Origin of the sequence: Saccharothrix sp. CCNWYY140 (assembly GCF_037401995.1) — a bacterium.
Taxonomy (GTDB): Bacteria; Actinomycetota; Actinomycetes; order Mycobacteriales; family Pseudonocardiaceae; genus Actinosynnema.
On the sequence record NZ_JBBEGC010000057.1, the window covers coordinates 19,959 to 38,014 of the forward strand.

The following is an 18,056-nucleotide window of genomic DNA, read 5'->3' on the forward strand; positions in this document are numbered from 1 at the left end:
CTGATGTGGTTGTCCGGGCCGGTGTCGTGAAGCCGGCCGGTGCGGTCGAGCCGGCTGGTCCACGTGAGCCGGCTGACCTGGTCGAGCCGGCTGGTCCACCCGAGCCGGGTCGAGCCGGGCGGGTCAGGCCTGCTGCTCGGCGACCTGCTTGCGGACCTCTTCCATGTCGACCTTGCGGGCCTGGTCGATCAGGTCCTCCAGGGCCGCCTCGGGCAGGGCGCCCGGCTGGGCGTAGAGCACGACGCCGTCGCGCACGATCATCAGGGTCGGGATCGAGCGGATCTGGAACGCCGCCGCCAGCTGCTGCTGGTCCTCGGTGTCGACCTTGCCGAACACGATGTCCTGGTGCTTCTCCGCCGACCGCTCGAACACGGGGGCGAACTGCTTGCACGGGCCGCACCAGTCCGCCCAGAAGTCGACGAGGACCAGGTCGGAACCGCCGACCACCTCGTCGAAGTTCTGCGTGGTCAGCTCCACCGTCGCCATTGAGTACTCCTCGCCTCGACTGGGGTTTCGCCCCCGGTTACCCGGGTCAACGCGCGCGCGAACCCCTCGATTCCCTTCAACGAGTTGTGGACGCCTTCAACAATCAGTTGTAACTTGCAGGCCACCCGCTGAGGAGGTGGCCTGTGACCCGCTGGATCGCCGCTCTTGCCCTGGTCGTGCTCGCCGCGTGCGCGCCCGCGCCCACCGGAGGAGCCACACCGGAGACGCCGGTCGTCGCCAAGGACGACGGGCTCGCCGCGCTGGTCCCGCCGCAGGTCGCCCAGGCGGGCAAGCTGCGGGTCGGCTCGAACATCCAGAACCCGCCGAACAACTTCTACGCCGAGGACGGCAAGACCCCGATCGGCTCCGAGGTCGACCTGATCACCGCCGTCGCCGCCAAGCTCGGGCTGAAGGTGGAGCACCAGGACATGGCGTTCAGCTCGCTGATCACCAGCCTCCAGGCGGGCCGCATCGACGTCACGATGGACGCGATGAACGACACCGCCGAGCGGCAGCAGAAGATCGACTTCGTCGACTACTTCACGTCCGGCATCACGATCATGGTCCGCAAGGGCAACCCGGACGGCATCAAAACCCCGCAGGACCTGTGCGGCAAGGCCGTCGCGGTGAACCTGGGCAGCAGCCAGGAGCAGTACGCCAAGACCTTCCCGTGCCCGACCGGGTCCATCGCCGTCACCGCCACCGACAGCGACACCCAGAACCAGAACCAACTCCGCACCGGCCGGGTCGCGGCCATCCTCAACGACCTGCCCACTGCCGTCTACGTGGCCAAGACCGCCGGTGACGGCCAGTTCTTCGAGGTCGTCGACGCGGCCCCGATCAACGGCGGCCCCTACGGCATCGGCGTCAACAAGAGCACGCCCGAGCTGGCCACCGCGATCCAGAAAGCGTTGCAGGCGCTGATCGACGACGGGACCTACCGCAAGATCATGGACAAGTGGGGCGTCACGCAGGGCGCTATCGCGAAGGCCACCGTCAATGGTCGATGACGAGCTGCCCGTCGTCCCGCTGCGGCACTGGGGCCGGTGGGTCGGCGGGGCGGTGATCCTCGGGGTGCTGGTCGCGCTGGGCTTCGCGCTCGCGGACGCGCAGATCGACTACGCGGCCGTGCCCGGGTTCTTCGTGCACGACATCATGTTGCGGGGCTTGTGGAACACGGTCGTGCTGGCGGTGTGCGCGCAGGCCGGGGCGATCGTGCTCGGGGTGGGCATCGCGTTGCTGCGGCGGTCGGCGAACCCGGTGGCGAGGTGGTTCGCGACCGGGTACGTGTGGTTGTTCCGCGGGTTGCCGGTGCTGTTGCAGATCCTGTTGTGGTTCAACCTGGCGCTGGTGTTCGAGCACATCTCGATCCCGATGCTGTTCGAGGCGAAGACGAACGTGCTCATCACCGCGTTCGTCGCCGCGCTGCTGGGGTTGGGCCTGAACGAGAGCGCCTACATGGCCGAGATCGTGCGCGCCGGCCTGGGCAGCGTCGACCACGGGCAGGTGGAGGCGGCGAAGGCGATCGGGATGACGCCCGCGGTCGCGTTGCGGAGGGTCGTCCTGCCGCAGGCGATGCGCGTGATCATCCCGCCCACCGGCAACAACTTCATCAACATGCTCAAGGGCACGTCGATGGCGTCCGTGATCGGGTTCCTGGAACTGGTGCACGCGGCCAACAACATCGCGTCCCGCAACCTCCAGATCATGGAGACCCTGCTCGCCGCAGCGGCCTGGTACATGGTCGTGGTGAGCCTCGCGTCGGTGGGACAGCACTTCCTGGAACGCTTCTACGGCAAGGGGGTCGCGCGATGAGCGTCGTGCGCGCGGTCGGGGTGCGGAAGTCGTACGGGTCGGTCGAGGTGTTGCGCGGCGTGGACCTTTCCGTGGCACAGGGCCAAGTCGTGTGCCTGCTGGGACCTTCGGGCGCCGGGAAGTCGACGTTCCTGAGGTGCGTCAACCACTTGGAGACCATCGACGCCGGGCGGATCTGGGTGGACGGGCAGCCGGTCGGGTTCCGTGAGCGCGGCGGGCGGCTGTTCGAGCTGCGCGAACGGGAGGTGGCGCGGCAGCGGCGGGGGATCGGGATGGTGTTCCAGCGGTTCAACCTGTTCCCGCACCGGACCACCGTGGAGAACGTCGCCGAAGGACCGGTGCACGTCCTGGGCGTGCCCAGGTCACGGGCGTTCGCGGAGGCCGCGGAGTTGCTGGCACGGGTCGGGCTGGCCGACCGCGCGGGCGCCTACCCGCACCAGCTGTCCGGCGGGCAGCAGCAACGGGTGGCGATCGCGCGGGCGCTGGCGATGCGGCCGTCGCTGATGCTGTTCGACGAGCCGACCTCCGCGCTGGACCCCGAGCTGGTGGGGGAGGTGCTGGACGTGATGGCCGACCTCGCGCGCGACGGGATGACCATGCTCGTCGTCACGCACGAGATCGGGTTCGCGCGGCAGGTCGCGGACGAGGTGGTCTTCCTGGTCGACGGCGCGGTGGTCGAGTCGGGGCCGCCGGGGCAGGTGCTGGACAATCCCCGGGAACAACGGACCCGGCAGTTCCTCGCGAAGGTGCTCTGATCATGCGCATCCCGTCCTCCTACCTGATCCAGTTCGCGGAGCCGGAGGGCTACCTGGACTTCGCCCGCTTCGGGCCGCCCGCGCACGCCGTGGTGGAGGAGTCGACGCGGTTGCTGGAGCGGTCCGCGGCGGCCGGTCCGTCCACTGTGGACGAGCTGATGCGCGAGGAGGTCCGGGCGAAGGCGGCGGTGGCGCGGTTGTGCGGGGTGGACACCGAGCACGTCGTGCTGCTGCCCAACACCAGCACCGGCCTGTTCCAGGTCGCCCTGGGCCTGACCGGCGAGGTCCTGCTGTCCCCCGCGGAGTTCCCGGCCAACACCTACCCGTGGACCAGGTCCGGCCGCGCGACCGTCCGCCCGCTCCCACCCGCACCGGTGACCCCCGAGGCGGTCCGAGGGGCGCTGACCCCCACGACCACCGCACTGTCGGTGAGCGCCGTCGACTTCCGAACCGGCTACCGGGCGGACCTGGCGGCCCTGCGGGATGTCCTCGGCGACCGCATGCTGGTCGTGGACGGCATCCAGGGCTTCGGAGTGGTGGACGAGCCGTGGTCGGTGGCGGACGTCCTGGTGGTCGGCGGGCAGAAGTGGCTCAGGGCGGGGTGGTCGACCGGGTTCATGGTGCTGTCGGACCGGGCGCTGGAACGCCTGGACCCGGTCGTGTCGGGGTGGACGGGCGCCGAGGACGCCGGGCTGTTCGACGACGAGGTGCACCCGGTGGCCGAGGGCGCGGCGGGCTGGTCGATCACCAACTTGAGCCCTGTCGCGGCAGGTGCGCTGGCCACGGCCCTGGAACTGGTGGAACTAGCCGGTGTGCCGGCTCTGGGTGCCCGGATCGCCGAGCACGTCGACACCTTGGCGGAGGCGGTCCAGTCGGCCGGCGGGACCGTCGTTTCGGCACAGGACCGGCGAGCAGGCATCCTGGCCTTCACCCTGGGCGACCTCCCGTCCACGATGGTGGGCGAGACCCTCACCCGGCTGGGCATCACGGCGACCATTCGCCCGGAACACATCCGCCTGTCACCGCACGCCTCCACCACACCGGCCACCATCGCCCGCTTCACCGACGCCCTGACCACCCTCCGCCGACACCACCACCCCATCGCCACTCAAGCCACGCCAACCGCTTCCGCCGCGCCCACGCCCCCCGATGTCATACCCGCGTGGGACAATGGAGACGGGGGCCGGAGGCCACACCAAGCCCACCCCCAGCCCGACGAATCCACCGCAACCGCAGACGTGTTCGCCGCGCTCATCCCCACCGTCCACAGCCTCGCCGACGCCCTCGGCCCCGGCACCGAAGTCGTCCTGCACGACCTCTCCGCCCTGCCCAACTCCATCGTCGCCATCGCGGGCGACCTCACCGGCCGCAAGGTCGGCGGCCCGATGACCGACCTCCTGCTCGGCCTGGTCCGCCGCGGCACCACCCAGGACCTCGCCGGCTACGAGACCTACGCCCCCGACGGCCGGCCCATCCGCTCCTCGACCGTCTTCCTCCGCGACGCCCGAGGCGTGGCGATCGGCTGCCTGTGCGTCAACAGCGACCCCGGCCGACCCCCCACCGCACCGACCGAGCCGGTCGAGACCTTCCCGAGCGACGTCGACACCCTCCAGCGGGTCCTGGTCGACCGGGCGATCCGCGGTGTCGGCGTCCCCGTCGAGCTGATGAAGAAGTCCCACAAGTCCCAAGTGGTCAAGGTGCTCGACGAGGCTGGGCTGTTCCTCATCCGCGACTCCGTCGACCACCTCGCCGGTGTGCTCGGCGTCACCCGCTACACGATCTACAACTACCTCAACGAGCACCGCAAACCGGAATAGCGGTCCACGGCACGGCGTTGGCAGCGATCAACAGACGAACTGGAGCGATCAATGAGCCTGTTGCCCGACCCGTCGACCGAGCTGGGCGCGCGGGTGGCCCGTGACCTGTCCGAACGCATGATCGGCTGGATCACCTCCGTCGACCGCACCGGCACCCCGCAGCCCGCGCCGGTCTGGTTCGTGTGGCACGAGGACCGGGTCGTGTTCTACTCCCAGCCCGGCGCCAAGCGGCTCGAACGGATCAAGGCCAACCCGCGCGCCTCCTTCCACCTCAACGACGAGGGCCTGGCCCGGCAGCTCACCCTCTTCACCGGCACCCTCGCCCGCGCCGACGACGTCCCGCCCGCCGCTCAGCACCCGGAGTTCGCGAAGAAGTACGGCGAGCGGGCCACCGCGGTGTTCGGCTCGGTCGAGCGGTTCGCCGAGATCTACTCGGTGCCCTTCGTCTTCACGCCCGAGAAGGCACGCCTGCACTAGACGAAGTCCCGGCGTGGACCGCGGCGTACACGGCGTCGCGGGCCGCGTTGGCCTCCTCGTCGGTCAACGTCCGGGTCAGGTGCCGGAGCACCAAGCGCAGCAACACGTTCTTCTGCCCCGAGACAGCGCCCAACCGCGCCACTGCGGCGGGCGGCAGCTCCGACACGGGCGTCTCGCTCACCACGTGCACGGCCTCCACCAGTTCACCCAGCACCGACCGCACGACGTCCCCGATCGTCTCGGCGTCCTGCTCAACATCCACCGCCACCGAGATGTCACGCAGAACCGGCGGGTGCTTGGACACCGGCCGGTAGGGCGTGAGGTCGAGCATCTGGGACGCCACCCGGGGATCGGTCGCGGACAGCAGGCGGATGTCCGGGACACCCTTGTGCAGCATGAGCAACCGGTCCAGGCCCAGCCCCATCGCCAGACCGTGCGTCCCCGAAGGCAACCACGCCCGGCGAAGCACGTGCGAAGCCGCCAGGCCGCACTCGCCGACCTCCAGCCACTCGCCGTCAACCAGCACGTCGATCTGCCGCCCGGCCGTGGTGTACGGGTGGGTGGCGGGCACGGTCCGGTACCGCACCCCCGGCAACGCGGCCCGCACGACGGTGTCGATCAGCTCGTCCAGATCGGCCTGGTGGCGCGAGATCCGCCACAGGTCGAGCTGGTGCGGTGTGCCGGAGTGCACGCGGTCCACGGTGTCGCGCCGGTACACCATCCCGACGCACGCCAGCACCACGTCGTCCCACTCCTCGGTACCCAGCACCCGCAGTGCGGGCGGGATCATCGCGGACGTGTGGCTGCGCAGCATCCGGCCGGGGGTGGTGTAGCGGGTGTAACGGGCGTCACGCGTGACGGCGTCCGGCGTGTAGCCCAGGTTGTCGTAGTTGTCCTCGACCGCCACCTCCGGGTTCTCCCGGATCAGGCGCACCTCGGGCACGTCGAGCGCGGCGAGGATGCGGTCGAGCAGCAGTTGCACGGCGTGCGGCCCCTGGACGGGGTCGCTGAGGTCGCGTGGCATCGCGGAGGTCCTTTGTGAGAGCCGGCACGGGAGCGACATCCCCCTGGGCCGGTCCGCCACCTCGGGACCCGCGTCAGCGCACGCCCCGGATGGCCGGGTCTCCCGGCCAGGGGCGGCTAAATCGACGCGTCACGTTTTCGACCATAGCGGGTCGGTGCCGCATGATGCACGCATGTTGTCGAGCAAGGGCGAGGACTTCCGCGCGTTCTGGACCGAGCGCCACCTGTGCACGCTGACCACCGTGCGACCCGACGGCACACCGCACGTGGTGCCGGTCGGCGTGACGCTGGACGTGGACACCGCGACCGCACGCGTGATCGCCTCGCGCGGCTCGCACAAGGTGCGGCAGGTGCTCGCGGCCGGACCGGAGGGCGCGGTCGTCGCGGTGTGCCAAGTGGACGGTGCCCGCTGGTCGACGCTGGAGGGGCGGGCGGTGGTCCGGCAGTCGCCCGAGGAGGTCGCCGACGCCGTGCGCCGCTACGCCGAGCGCTACCGGCAGCCCCGGCCCAACCCGGAGCGGGTCGTGATCGAGATCGCCGTCACGCGCGTCCTGGGCACGGTCTGATGCTCACCGTGGTCGGCATCGGCGCGGACGGCTGGGACGGCCTGTCCCCGGCCGCCCGCGCGGAGGTCGCCGCCGCCGAGGTCGTCCTGGGCAGCGCCCGGCAGCTCGACCTGGTGCCGGGGTCGTTCGACCGGGTGACCTGGCCGTCGCCGCTCGTGCCCGCCCTGCCCGGCATGCTCGACGCGCACGCCGGCCGCCGGATCTGCGTGCTGGCCAGCGGTGACCCGATGTTCCACGGCATCGGCACGACCCTGGTCCGGCTGCTCGGCCCCGACGCCGTCCGGGTGATCCCGCACCCCTCGTCGGTGTCGCTGGCGTGCGCGCGGTTGGGGTGGGCGCTGGACGACGTGGACGTGGTGAGCCTGGTCGGCAAGCCCGCGTCCCTGGTGGTGCCGTTCCTGCACCCCGGGCGGCGGGTGCTGGTGCTGGGGGGTGCACCCCGGGAAGTCGAAGCCCTCGCGGGAGACGCCCGGCTGACCGTGCTGGAGCGGCTGGGCGGGCCGGACGAGCGCGTCCACCACGACCTGGACGCCGCCGACCCGCTGCACGTGCTGGCCGTCGAGTGCGGGACGGGCGGGTTCTCGCTGGTCCCGGGCCTGCCCGACGACGCCTACGAGCACGACGGCCAGCTGACCAAGCGCGAGGTGCGGGCGGTGACCCTGGCCCTGCTCGCCCCGCGCCCCGGCGAACTGCTGTGGGACGTGGGCGCCGGGTCGGGCAGCATCGCCGTCGAGTGGTGCCGGACGCACCCGTCGTGCCGGGCGTTCGCGGTGGAGCGTTCTCCCGAACGCGCTGAGCGGATCAGGCACAACGCCGAAGCGCTGGGCGTGCCGCGGATCGAGGTCGTGGAGGGTTCCAGCCCCGACGTGCTCGACCTGCCCGCACCGGACGCCGTGTTCATCGGCGGTGGTCTGACGGTCGAAGGGGTCGTCGAGCGCTGCTGGGCGGCGCTGCGGCCCGGCGGGCGGCTGGTGGCCAACGCCGTGACGCTGGAGTCCGAGACCGTGCTCGCCCGGTGGCACGGCGAGCTGGGCGGCTCGCTCACCCGGCTGTCGGTCAGCCGGGACACCCGCGTCGGCGGCTTCACCGGCTGGCGCCCGCACATGCCCGTGACCACGTGGTCCGTGACGAAGGAGAACGCGTGACCGTCCACTTCATCGGCGCCGGACCGGGTGCGGCCGACCTGCTGACGCTGCGCGCGGTGCGGCTGCTGGAGGCCTCGCCGGTGTGCCTGTACGCGGGGGCGCTGGTGCCGGTCGAGGTGCTCGCGCACTGCCCGCCGGACGCCCGTCTGGTGGACACGGCCAACCTGGACCTGGACCAGATCCTCGCCGAGCTGTCCGCCGCGCACGCGGCTGGGCACGACGTGGCCCGGCTGCACTCCGGCGACCCGTCGGTGTACTCGGCGATGGCCGAGCAGATGCGCCGCCTGGACGCCTTGGGCATCCCCTACGACGTCACCCCCGGTGTGCCCGCGTTCGCGGCGGCGGCGGCCTCGCTGAAGCGGGAGCTGACCGTGCCGGGCGTGGGGCAGACCGTGATCCTCACTCGGACCTCGGCCCGTGCCACCCCGATGCCGCCGGGGGAGGACCTGGCGACGCTGGGCCGGTCCCGTTCGACGCTGGTGCTGCACCTGGCCGTGCAGCGGATCGACGAGGTGGTGGCCGAGCTGCTGCCGTCGTACGGCCCCGACTGCCCGACCGCCGTCGTCGCCTACGCCAGCCGGTCCGACGAGGTCGTGCTGCGGGGCACGTTGTCCACGATCGCCGGTGAAGTGCACGCGGCCGGGATCAAGCGGACCGCCGTGATCATCGTGGGGGACGTCTTGGCCGCCGAGGGCTTCATCGACAGCCACCTGTACTCCGTGGACCGATGCCGCAGCTAGGCCCGACCCACGATCGTGCCCGCCCGGTCGATGACGACGACGTCGACCTCGACCGGCGCGCCCTTGAGGACGGCGTCGGCGGTGTCCTTGGCCTTGGCGGCGATGAGGTCGCCGAACGGGACACCGGCCTCCTGGCACAGGTGCAGCGCGCCCAGGGCGGTGTTGGCGGTGCGGACGCGTTCGGCCAGGTCGGGGTCGTCGACGAGGGACGCGAGGAAGTCGTGGTTGACCTGCGACCGCCCGGAGTGCAGGTCGAGGTGGCCGTCCGCGAGCTTGGACAGCTTCCCGATGCCGCCCGCGATGGTCAGCCGGGGCACGGGGTGGCGCTTGAGGTACTTCAGCACCGCGCCCGCGAAGTCGCCCATGTCCAGCAGGGCGTCTTCGGGCAGCCCGTGCACCTCCGCCGCGACCTTCTCCGAGGTGCTGCCGGTGCACCCGGCGACGTGCTGGTAGCCGGCGGCGCGGGCCACGTCGATGCCCCGGCGGATGCTGTCGATCCACGCCGAGCACGAGTAGGGCACGACGATGCCGGTGGTGCCCAGGATGGACAGCCCGCCGAGGATGCCCAGACGCGGGTTCCAGGTCTTCTTGGCCAGTTCCTCGCCGTGGTCGACGGAGATCTCGATCTCCACGTCCCCGGTGCCGCCGTGCGCCGCGGCGACCCGTTCGACGTGCTCGCGCATCATCCGGCGGGGAACCGGGTTGATGGCCGGCTCGCCCACCGGGAGGGGCAGGCCGGGCTTGGTGACCGTGCCCACGCCGGGACCGGCCTTGAACGTGACACCCGTTCCCGGTGCGCCGTGGCGGACCGTCGAGCGGATGAGCGCGCCGTGCGTGACGTCCGGGTCGTCCCCCGCGTCCTTGACGACGGCGGCGGAGGCGTGGTCCTCGGCGAGTTCCTCCTGCGCGAGGGCGAAGCTCGGGGTCTGGCCCTTGGGCAGCAGGATCTCCACCGGGTCGGGGAACTCTCCGGTGAGCAGCGCCGTGTAGGCGGCGGTGGTGGCGGCCGTGGCGCAGGCCCCGGTCGTCCACCCGTAGCGCAGGTTCACGAGGTCAGGATGCAACAGCCGTGAGAACCGTGTTGGTCCTGGGTGGCACCGGCGAGGCCCGCGCGCTGGCTGCGGAGCTGACCGGCGGGCGGCCTCCGGCCCCCGATTCCATTGTCCCACGGGGGTACGACACTGCGGCCGAAGCTCCCCTGGGGCTCATTCTGCCGGCCGGGTGCGACAGTGCAGTCGAAGCGCCCCCGGGGCTCAGTCTGCCAGCCGGGTATGACACCGCCGCGCCGCTGCGGGTGGTGTCGTCGCTGGCCGGGCGGGTGAGCGCGCCCCGGCTGCCGGTCGGTGAGGTGCGGATCGGCGGGTTCGGCGGGGTGGGGGGGCTGGTCGAGTACCTGCGGACCGAAGACGTGTCCGCGGTGGTCGACGCCACGCACCCGTTCGCCGAGCGGATGACCGCCAACGCCGTCGCGGCCTGTCGGGAAGCCGGCGTGCCGTTGCTGGTGCTGCGGCGGCCCGGATGGCCGGCGGAAGAAGGCTGGACCTGGGTGGACTCGCTGGAAGAGGCGGCAGCGGCGGTGGGGGAGCGCAGGGCGTTCATCACCACCGGGCGGCAGGGGCTGGGGGCGTTCTCCAGCGGTATCGCGCGCACGGTGGACCCGCCCGAGCCGCCGGTGCCCGGCGTGACCGTCCTGCTCGACCGCGGACCGTACACAGTGGACAGCGAGCTGGAACTCCTGCGGGAGCACGACATCGAGGTGCTGGTCACCAAGGACAGCGGCGGGCCGATGACCTCCGCCAAGCTGCAAGCCGCGAAAGAGCTGGGCATCCCGGTGGTCGTCGTGAGGCGACCGCCCCTGCCCGCCGGGGTCGACGTGGTGGGGACGGTCGCCGAAGCGGTCGAGTGGGTCAGCCGGGGTAGCGGCGGGGCGTGAAGACGGTGCCGCGGTCGGTCAGCTTCGTCTGGGACGAGCCGATCAGCAGCAGGCAGCGCATGTCCACGGTCGACGGGTCCAGGTCGGCCAGCCGCACCACGCGGACCTCCTCCTCCGGACCGCCGACATCGCGCCCCACCACGACCGGGGTGTCCGGCGCGCGGTGCTCCAGCAGCAGGTCACGGGCCTTCTCCACCTGCCACGTCCGGCTGCGCGAGGCCGGGTTGTAGATCGCCAGCACCAGGTCGGCGGCAGCGGCGGCGGCCAGGCGGGACGCGATGACGTCCCACGGCTTGAGCCGGTCGGACAGCGAGATCACGGCGTAGTCGTGCCCCAGCGGCGCGCCCGCCCGGCTGGCCACCGCGTGCGCGGCGGTCAGGCCCGGCAGGACCCGCACGGGCACGTCGGCGAACTGCTCCTCGGCGGCCACCTCCAGCACGGCGCTGGCCATCGCGAACACCCCCGGGTCACCGGAGGACACCACGGCCACCCGCCGCCCCCGCTTGGCCAGGTCCAGCGCGAACGCCGCCCGCTCGGACTCCACCTTGTTGTCCGAGGCGTGCTTGCGCTGGCGCGGCGACACGGCCACCCGATCGAGGTAGGTGACGTACCCGACCAGGTCATCCGCCGACGCCAACGCCTGCCGCGCCTCGGGCGTCAGCCACTCCGGCCCGGCCGGACCCAGACCGACCACCACCACCTCACCGCGGCCCTCGGGCGAGCTGGGGGACTTGCTGGGCAGCAACGCCAACGAGAAGTACGGCACCCCGTCAGCGTCCACTTCGGACAGTGGCGAGGTGCGTTGCTTCCCGGTCGTGGCGCGCTCGACGTACCAGGCCTCGTCCAGCCGCCCCGACCGTTCCAACGCCGCCCGCACCTGCGGGAACGTCCGACCCAGCTTCATGATCGCCACCGGGTCGCCGGAGGAGAGGTGCGCGGCCAGCGTGTCGGCGGGCAGCGTGCCGGGCAGCACGGTGAGCACCTCGTCCCGCTCCACCAACGGCTTCCCGATCACCGCCGCGCCGGCCGACACCGACGTCACCCCGGGCACGACCTCCGCCGGGTACCGGTCCGCCAACCGCTTGTGCAGGTGCATGTACGAGCCGTAGAAGAACGGGTCGCCCGCCGCCAGCACCACCACGGTCCGCCCCGCGTCCAGGTGCGCCGCCAGCCGCGCCGCGCACTCCTCGTAGAACGCGTCGATCTCGCCCTGGTAGTCGTCGCTGTCCTCGGTCGTCACCGGGTAGACCAGCTGCTCTTCGATCTGGTCCGGCCGCATGTAGCAGGCGGCGATGTTCCGGGCCACGCTGCGGCCGTGCCGCGCGCTGTGGAACACCACCACGTCGGCCTCGCCGATCAGCCGGGCCGCCTTGACGGTCACCAGCTCCGGGTCGCCCGGCCCCACCCCGACCCCGTACAGCCTGCCCGTCATTCTTCCTCGCTCGCGATCGCGTTGACGGCCGCCGCGGTCATGGCGCTGCCGCCCCGACGCCCGCGCACGACCAGGTACTCCAAGCCGAGGTCGTTGGCCGCCAAGGCGTCCTTCGACTCGGCCGCGCCGATGAACCCGACCGGCACGCCCAGCACGGCGGCGGGCTTCGGCGCGCCCGCGGCCACCATGTCCAGCAGGTGGAACAACGCGGTCGGCGCGTTGCCGATGGCCACCACCGCGCCTTCCAACCGGTCACCCCACAGCTCCAGCGCCGCCGCACTGCGCGTGTTGCCCATCTCCGCGGCCAAACCGGGCACGCGCGGGTCGGACAACGTGCACAGCACCTCGTTGTCCGCGGGCAACCGCTTGCGCGTCACGCCCGCCGCCACCATCTGCGCGTCGCACAGGATCGGCGCGCCCGCGAGCAGCGCCTCCCGCGCGGACTCGACCACGCCGGGGGAGTAGGAGAGGTCGTGGACCAGGTCGACCATGCCGCAGGCGTGGATCATCCGCACCGCGACCCGCGCCACGTCCGCCGGCAGCCCGGTCAGGTCCGCCTCGGCGCGGATGGTCGCGAACGACTGGCGGTAGATCTCCGCGCCGTCCTTGATGTAGCTGGTCACCTGATCTCCTCGTACCCGTCGCCGGTCGCGACGTACTCCACCACGTCCCCCGCCGGCCGCCCGCACCGCCGCGCGCAACCCGACCAGTGCACCCGACCCGCGTGCGGCGTGCCGATCCACGCCGTGGCGTCCGCCCGCACGTCCGACAGCGACTTCGCGCAGCCGGGCCGCCCGGTGCACGCGCTCACGCCGTGCCACGGCGAGTCCGGCGAGGTGAACAGCCCTGTCGTATCCGTCCCGCTCGGCACGACCACACTGCGCCACGGCGTGATCCGCACCGGCACCCCGGCGAGCAGCCGGGCGTCCAGCCGCCCCAGCGGCACCCCCGCGACCACCTGAGAGCCGTACTCCCCGGGTGCGACCGGAGTCACAGCCGGGACAAGCCTTTCGGCGACCGGCTCGCCCAGGGCGTCCGTGATCTTCCGCACACCGGAGTCCACTTCGGACAGCCGCCAGGCGCTGCCGCGGATCCGCTGGAACAGCCGGGAAGCCGCCACCACCGCCGCCACTGGATCGGTCACGCGCACCCCGGAATCGGTTCCGGCGAGGAACAAGGCGTCACCCACCAGGCCGATGTCCCCACCCAGCCCGCTCACGCCCGCACCCACTGTGACCAGGAACCGCCCCGGCAGGTCGGCCAGCCCCGGCACCGCGCACAGCGCCCGGTCGATCTCGTCCACCAGGTCCTGGTTGTCCTCCAGCGGCGCGGCGATGATGTTGCGCATCCGCTCGTGCGTCCGCGAGGGCAGCAGGCCGACTTCGGTCAGGAGCGCTCCCAGGACGTGCTCGTCACCCGCCCGCAAGCCCCTGATCTGCACGTTCGCCCGCGAGGTCAGCTCGAGCGACCCGTCGCCCCACTCCAGCGCGGCCCCGCGCAGGGCGTCGAACTGGACGGCCGAGAGCGTCCCGCCGGGCACCCGGACGCGCGCCAGCCCGCCGTCGGCCGCCTGGTGCACGTCGACGGCGCCGGGGCACGCGTCGGGTCGTTCACGCTCCTGGGGCATGGGCTGGATGCTAACGCCCGTTAGGGTTGGCTCCGAACGGCGAAGCACAGCAGAGGAAGCCGGTGCGAATCCGGCGCGGTCCCGCCACTGTGACCGGGCGCGAGCCCGGGAGCCAGGAACTCTCGCCCAGCCGTTTCCCTACGACCTGGGGCGAGGACCCCCGAGGGATGGAGCCCGCACGTGATCCTGCTGCTGTCGACCTCCGACACCGACCTGCTGTCCGCCCGATCGAGCGGCGCCGACTTCCGCCTGGGCAACCCCGCCCGGCTGACCGTGGACGACCTGCCCGCCCTGGTTGAGGGCGTGGACCTGGTGGTCGTGCGCATCCTGGGCGGTCGGCGGATGTGGGAGGAGGGCCTGGACTGGCTGCTCGCCGGCCCCCGCCCGGTCGTCGTGCTCGGCGGTGAGCAGAACCCGGACGCGCCGCTGATGGAGCTGTCCACCGTGCCGGGCGGGGTGTGCGCGGAGGCGCATGCCTACCTCGCCCACGGCGGCCCGGCGAACCTCGCCGAGCTCTTCAACTTCCTGTCCGACACGGTCCTGCTGACCGGTTTCGGCTTCAACCCGCCCGTCGCCGCCCCCACCTGGGGCCTGCTGGAGCGCGCCGAGGGGCGGCCTCCGGCCCCCGCTTCCATCGTCCCACCGACCACCGACAATTTGGCGGCTCCGGTCGTGGCGGTGTTGTACTACCGGGCTCACCACGTCGCCGGGAACACCGCGTTCGTGCACGCCCTCTGCGACGCGATCGAGGCCAAGGGCGGCCGGGCGCTGCCGATCTACTGCGCGTCCCTGCGCACCGCCGAACCCGAACTGCTCGCCGAACTCGGCAAGGCCGACGCGCTGGTCGTGACCGTGCTCGCGGCCGGCGGCACCAAGCCCGCCACGGCCTCCGCGGGCGGGGACGACGACGCCTGGGACGTGGGCGCGCTGGCCGCGCTCGACATCCCGATCCTCCAGGGCCTGTGCCTGACCTCCAGCCGTGCCGCGTGGGACGAGAACGACGACGGACTGTCCCCTTTGGACACCGCCACCCAGGTCGCCATCCCCGAGTTCGACGGCCGGATCATCACCGTCCCGTTCTCCTTCAAGGAGGTCGACGAGGACGGTCTCACCGTCTACGTCGCCGACCCCGAGCGCGCGCTGCGCGTGGCCGGCATCGCCGTCCGCCACGCACGACTCCGGCACATCCCCAACGCCGACAAGAAGATCGTCGTCATGCTGTCGGCCTACCCGACCAAGCACTCCCGCATCGGCAACGCGGTCGGCCTCGACACCCCGGCCAGCGTCGTCCGGCTCCTCAACGCCCTGCGCGACAACGGTTACGACATCGGCGACGACCTGCCCGGCGTGGACAACCTCGACGGCGACGCCCTGATCCACGCGCTCATCGCCGCCGGCGGTCAGGACGTGGACTGGCTCACCGAGGAGCAGATCCAGGGCAACCCGGTGCGCATCAAGGCCTCCGCCTACCGCGAGTGGTTCGCCACCCTCCCCGAGGACACCCGGCAGGAGATCGAACAGCACTGGGGCCAGGCCCCCGGCGAGCTGTTCGTCGACCGGTCCCGGGACAAGGACGGCGAGATCGTCCTGGCCGCGCTCCGGTCCGGCAACGTCGTCGTCATGGTCCAGCCGCCGCGCGGCTTCGGCGAGAACCCCATCGCCATCTACCACGACCCGGACCTCCCGCCCAGCCACCACTACCTGGGCGCGTACCGGTGGCTGGAGTCGGAGTTCGGCGCGGACGCCGTCGTGCACGTCGGCAAGCACGGCAACCTGGAGTGGCTGCCCGGCAAGGCGGTCGGCATGTCCGCCGGCTGCGGCCCGGACGCGGCCCTCGGTGACCTGCCGCTGATCTACCCGTTCCTGGTCAACGACCCGGGCGAGGGCACGCAGGCCAAGCGCCGCGTGCACGCCACCCTGGTAGACCACCTGGTGCCGCCGATGGCCCGCGCCGACAGCTACGGCGACATCGCCCGCTTGGAGCAGCTGCTGGACGAGCACGGCACCATCGCCGCGATGGACCCGGCGAAGCTGCCGGCGATCCGCGCCCAGATCTGGACCCTGATCCAGGCCGCGAAGCTCGACCACGACCTGGGCCTGGACGACCGCCCGCACGACGCCGAGTTCGACGAGCTGATCCTGCACGTGGACGGCTGGCTGTGCGAGGTCAAGGACGTCCAGATCCGCGACGGCCTGCACGTGCTCGGCGAGCCGCCCACGGGGGAGACCCGCGTCAACCTGGTGCTGGCGATCCTCCAGGCCAAGCAGATGTGGGCCGGCCAGGTCGCCGCCCTGCCGGGCCTGCGCGAGGCCCTGGGCCTCAAGGACTCCACCCGCACCTCCGTCGACGCCGTCGAGGCCGAGGCACGCGCCCTGGTCCAGGCGATGGAGGACGCCGACTGGGCCCCGGCGACCGCCCGCACCCTCACCGACAACGAGGACGTCGCCCGCATCCTGGAGTTCGGCGCACGAGAAGTGGTCCCACGCCTGGCCCGCACCACCGACGAGCTGACCAACACCCTGCACGCGCTCAACGGCGGCTACGTCCCCGCCGGCCCGAGCGGCTCCCCGCTGCGCGGCTTGGTGAACGTTCTGCCGACCGGCCGCAACTTCTACTCCGTAGACCCCAAGGCGGTGCCGTCCAAGCTGGCCTGGGAAACCGGCCAGGCGATGGCGGACTCCCTGCTGGACCGCTACCGCACCGACCACGACGGCCAGTGGCCCGCGTCGGTCGGCCTCTCGGTGTGGGGCACCAGCGCCATGCGCACGGCAGGCGACGACATCGCGGAAGTCCTGGCCCTGATGGGCGTCCGCCCGGTGTGGGACGACCAGTCCCGCCGAGTCACGGGCCTGGAACCGATGCCCTTGGACGAACTGGGCCGCCCCCGCATCGACGTGACCGTCCGCATCTCCGGCTTCTTCCGAGACGCATTCCCGCACGTAGTCGCGCTCCTGGACGACGCCGTCCAACTAGTCGCCGCCCTGGACGAGCCCGCCGAACACAACTACATCCGCGCCCACGCCCAAGCAGCGGAATCCGACCACGGCGACCGCCGCCGAGCCACCCTCCGCATCTTCGGCTCCAAGCCCGGCGCCTACGGCGCAGGCCTGCTCCCGCTAATCGACAGCCGCAACTGGCGCGACGACGCCGACCTGGCCGAGGTCTACGCGGTGTGGGGCGGCTACGCGTACGGCCGCGAACTGGACGGCGTCGAGGCCCGAACCGACATGGAAACCGCCTACAAGCGCATCGCGGTGGCAGCGAAGAACATCGACACCCGCGAACACGACATCGCCGACTCGGACGACTACTTCCAATACCACGGCGGCATGGTCGCCACAGTCCGAGCCCTGACCGGCAAAGCCCCAGCAGCCTACGTAGGCGACAGCACCCGCCCCGACGCCGTCCGCACCCGAACCCTGCACGAAGAAACCAACCGAATCTTCCGAGCCCGAGTCGTCAACCCCCGCTGGCTGTCGGCAATGCGCAAACACGGCTACAAGGGCGCCTTCGAACTGGCCGCAACAGTCGACTACCTCTTCGGCTACGACGCAACAACGGGCGTGGTGGCCGACTGGATGTACGAACAACTGGCGGCCAGCTACGTCCTGGACCCGGAAAACCGCAAGTTCCTGTCCGAATCCAACCCGTGGGCACTGCACGGCATCTCGGAACGTCTGCTGGAGGCAGCGGACCGGGGAATGTGGGAACACCCGGAACAGGAAACCCTGGACGCCCTCAAGGCGGTGTACCTGGAAACCGAGGGCGACCTGGAAGACGGCCGCTGACACCCAAGGCGACCCGGTCACGCGAGCGCACGCTCTTCGAAGTAGCTCGCGCAGCAGACCTCCCGACTTGGGCTTCTTCCGTCATCCCCGTATGGCCTGCCCGAAGGGCTACCACACTTTCCAGGGGTTGCAGCCGAAAGTTTTTGCGAGGAACGAGCAAAAAGTTTTAGCGGCAACCCCTGGAAAGTGTGGTTGGCTTTGCCAGGCCATACGGGGATGACGGAAGAAGCCCCCGCCCTTTCTTTTCCGTCCATCCTTGGCGGCCTGCCCGCCGGCGAGGCTCTTTTAATCTTTAGACAGGCGCTTCGCTTCCCAAACGCACGCTTCGCGGGTCCGAACAGGACGCGCTCCGCGCTCGCAAGCTCGAACGCGCTCCGCGCTCTCAAGATGAAAAGCAGCGCTCGCCGCGCGGCAGGCCCCCGGGGGGAAGGGCGTCGGTTTCTTTCCCCGT

General features: G+C 71.6%; 16 protein-coding genes and 1 riboswitch. Of the genes, 10 read left to right on the forward strand and 6 right to left on the reverse strand.

The window, feature by feature from the left end; genetic code table 11:
* Positions 1 to 123: 123 nt before the first annotated feature.
* Positions 124 to 486: a thioredoxin gene (trxA, locus tag WBN91_RS23505; protein ID WP_337727105.1), complete on the reverse strand. Its 363-nt coding sequence runs from the start codon at positions 484 to 486 to the stop codon at positions 124 to 126.
* A 143-nt stretch (positions 487 to 629) separates the two neighbouring features.
* On the opposite strand from trxA, the gene WBN91_RS23510 reads away from it, so the two are divergent.
* Genes WBN91_RS23510 through WBN91_RS23530 form a run of 5 tightly spaced genes read left to right on the forward strand, consistent with a single transcriptional unit; the run spans position 630 to position 5,350 of the window.
* Positions 630 to 1,496 (forward strand): ABC transporter substrate-binding protein, encoded by an 867-nt coding sequence (locus WBN91_RS23510; RefSeq protein WP_443217781.1) that lies wholly within the window; start codon positions 630 to 632, stop codon positions 1,494 to 1,496.
* Positions 1,486 to 2,301, forward strand: coding sequence for an amino acid ABC transporter permease (locus WBN91_RS23515; protein WP_337727104.1), 816 nt, complete (start codon positions 1,486 to 1,488; stop codon positions 2,299 to 2,301). The genes WBN91_RS23510 and WBN91_RS23515 overlap by 11 nt, the downstream gene beginning before the upstream one ends.
* A complete protein-coding gene (locus WBN91_RS23520; RefSeq protein WP_337727103.1) occupies positions 2,298 to 3,056 on the forward strand; it encodes an amino acid ABC transporter ATP-binding protein in 759 nt (252 codons plus the stop codon). Before WBN91_RS23515 ends, WBN91_RS23520 begins: the two co-directional genes overlap by 4 nt.
* The gene (locus WBN91_RS23525) at positions 3,056 to 4,873 is read left to right on the forward strand and encodes an aminotransferase class V-fold PLP-dependent enzyme (RefSeq protein WP_443217783.1); all 1,818 of its coding nucleotides are present in this window, start codon (positions 3,056 to 3,058) and stop codon (positions 4,871 to 4,873) included. The genes WBN91_RS23520 and WBN91_RS23525 overlap by 1 nt, the downstream gene beginning before the upstream one ends.
* A 51-nt stretch (positions 4,874 to 4,924) precedes the next feature.
* On the forward strand, positions 4,925 to 5,350 hold the full coding sequence (locus WBN91_RS23530) for a TIGR03667 family PPOX class F420-dependent oxidoreductase (RefSeq protein ID WP_337727101.1): 426 nt from the start codon (positions 4,925 to 4,927) through the stop codon (positions 5,348 to 5,350).
* Here WBN91_RS23530 and srmL read toward each other — a convergent pair.
* Positions 5,322 to 6,374 (reverse strand): PheS-related mystery ligase SrmL, encoded by a 1,053-nt coding sequence (gene srmL / locus WBN91_RS23535; RefSeq protein WP_337727100.1) that lies wholly within the window; start codon positions 6,372 to 6,374, stop codon positions 5,322 to 5,324. The genes WBN91_RS23530 and srmL overlap by 29 nt on opposite strands.
* A 172-nt stretch (positions 6,375 to 6,546) precedes the next feature.
* Between srmL and WBN91_RS23540 the strand changes: the two genes are divergently transcribed.
* The 3 genes from WBN91_RS23540 to cobM are packed head-to-tail and all read left to right on the forward strand — an operon-like array spanning position 6,547 to position 8,824.
* Positions 6,547 to 6,939, forward strand: coding sequence for a pyridoxamine 5'-phosphate oxidase family protein (locus tag WBN91_RS23540; protein ID WP_121220110.1), 393 nt, complete (start codon positions 6,547 to 6,549; stop codon positions 6,937 to 6,939).
* On the forward strand, positions 6,939 to 8,084 hold the full coding sequence (gene cbiE / locus WBN91_RS23545; protein ID WP_337727099.1) for a precorrin-6y C5,15-methyltransferase (decarboxylating) subunit CbiE: 1,146 nt from the start codon (positions 6,939 to 6,941) through the stop codon (positions 8,082 to 8,084). Before WBN91_RS23540 ends, cbiE begins: the two co-directional genes overlap by 1 nt.
* On the forward strand, positions 8,081 to 8,824 hold the full coding sequence (cobM, locus tag WBN91_RS23550; RefSeq protein WP_337727098.1) for a precorrin-4 C(11)-methyltransferase: 744 nt from the start codon (positions 8,081 to 8,083) through the stop codon (positions 8,822 to 8,824). Before cbiE ends, cobM begins: the two co-directional genes overlap by 4 nt.
* Here cobM and WBN91_RS23555 read toward each other — a convergent pair.
* Entirely contained in the window at positions 8,821 to 9,867 is a 1,047-nt protein-coding gene (locus WBN91_RS23555; RefSeq protein WP_337727124.1) for a cobalt-precorrin-5B (C(1))-methyltransferase, read from the reverse strand. The genes cobM and WBN91_RS23555 overlap by 4 nt on opposite strands.
* Positions 9,868 to 10,082: 215 nt before the next feature.
* Between WBN91_RS23555 and WBN91_RS23560 the strand changes: the two genes are divergently transcribed.
* Positions 10,083 to 10,757 carry a cobalt-precorrin-6A reductase gene (locus WBN91_RS23560; RefSeq protein ID WP_337727123.1) on the forward strand — a complete coding sequence of 225 codons (675 nt, stop codon included), beginning with the start codon at positions 10,083 to 10,085 and terminating at the stop codon, positions 10,755 to 10,757.
* On the opposite strand, the gene WBN91_RS23565 is transcribed toward WBN91_RS23560, so the two are convergent.
* From WBN91_RS23565 to WBN91_RS23575, 3 genes are read right to left on the reverse strand one after another with little or no spacing between them, the layout of a single operon-like run.
* Complete coding sequence (locus tag WBN91_RS23565; protein WP_337727097.1) at positions 10,732 to 12,189, reverse strand: precorrin-2 C(20)-methyltransferase; 1,458 nt, start codon at positions 12,187 to 12,189, stop codon at positions 10,732 to 10,734. The genes WBN91_RS23560 and WBN91_RS23565 overlap by 26 nt on opposite strands.
* Positions 12,186 to 12,812, reverse strand: a complete 627-nt coding sequence (locus WBN91_RS23570) for a precorrin-8X methylmutase (RefSeq protein WP_337727096.1) — start codon at positions 12,810 to 12,812, stop codon at positions 12,186 to 12,188. The genes WBN91_RS23565 and WBN91_RS23570 overlap by 4 nt, the downstream gene beginning before the upstream one ends.
* Entirely contained in the window at positions 12,809 to 13,816 is a 1,008-nt protein-coding gene (locus tag WBN91_RS23575; RefSeq protein WP_337727095.1) for a hypothetical protein, read from the reverse strand. The genes WBN91_RS23570 and WBN91_RS23575 overlap by 4 nt, the downstream gene beginning before the upstream one ends.
* Before the next feature lie 11 nt (positions 13,817 to 13,827).
* A riboswitch (cobalamin riboswitch) is annotated at positions 13,828 to 13,960 on the forward strand.
* 36 nt (positions 13,961 to 13,996) lie between these two features.
* Between WBN91_RS23575 and cobN the strand changes: the two genes are divergently transcribed.
* The gene (cobN, locus tag WBN91_RS23580; RefSeq protein WP_337727094.1) at positions 13,997 to 17,605 is read left to right on the forward strand and encodes a cobaltochelatase subunit CobN; all 3,609 of its coding nucleotides are present in this window, start codon (positions 13,997 to 13,999) and stop codon (positions 17,603 to 17,605) included.
* Positions 17,606 to 18,056 lie beyond the last annotated feature (451 nt).

Excerpts from the sequence above, each read along its gene's own strand:
- trxA (WP_337727105.1), bottom strand. The coding sequence starts at position 486 with ATGGCGACGGTGGAGCTGACCACGCAGAACTTCGACGAGGTGGTCGGC.
- WBN91_RS23515 (WP_337727104.1), top strand. The coding sequence starts at position 1,486 with ATGGTCGATGACGAGCTGCCCGTCGTCCCGCTGCGGCACTGGGGCCGG.
- WBN91_RS23520 (WP_337727103.1), top strand. The coding sequence starts at position 2,298 with ATGAGCGTCGTGCGCGCGGTCGGGGTGCGGAAGTCGTACGGGTCGGTC.
- WBN91_RS23530 (WP_337727101.1), top strand. The coding sequence starts at position 4,925 with ATGAGCCTGTTGCCCGACCCGTCGACCGAGCTGGGCGCGCGGGTGGCC.
- srmL (WP_337727100.1), bottom strand. The coding sequence starts at position 6,374 with ATGCCACGCGACCTCAGCGACCCCGTCCAGGGGCCGCACGCCGTGCAA.
- WBN91_RS23540 (WP_121220110.1), top strand. The coding sequence starts at position 6,547 with ATGTTGTCGAGCAAGGGCGAGGACTTCCGCGCGTTCTGGACCGAGCGC.
- cbiE (WP_337727099.1), top strand. The coding sequence starts at position 6,939 with ATGCTCACCGTGGTCGGCATCGGCGCGGACGGCTGGGACGGCCTGTCC.
- WBN91_RS23565 (WP_337727097.1), bottom strand. The coding sequence starts at position 12,189 with ATGACGGGCAGGCTGTACGGGGTCGGGGTGGGGCCGGGCGACCCGGAG.
- WBN91_RS23575 (WP_337727095.1), bottom strand. The coding sequence starts at position 13,816 with ATGCCCCAGGAGCGTGAACGACCCGACGCGTGCCCCGGCGCCGTCGAC.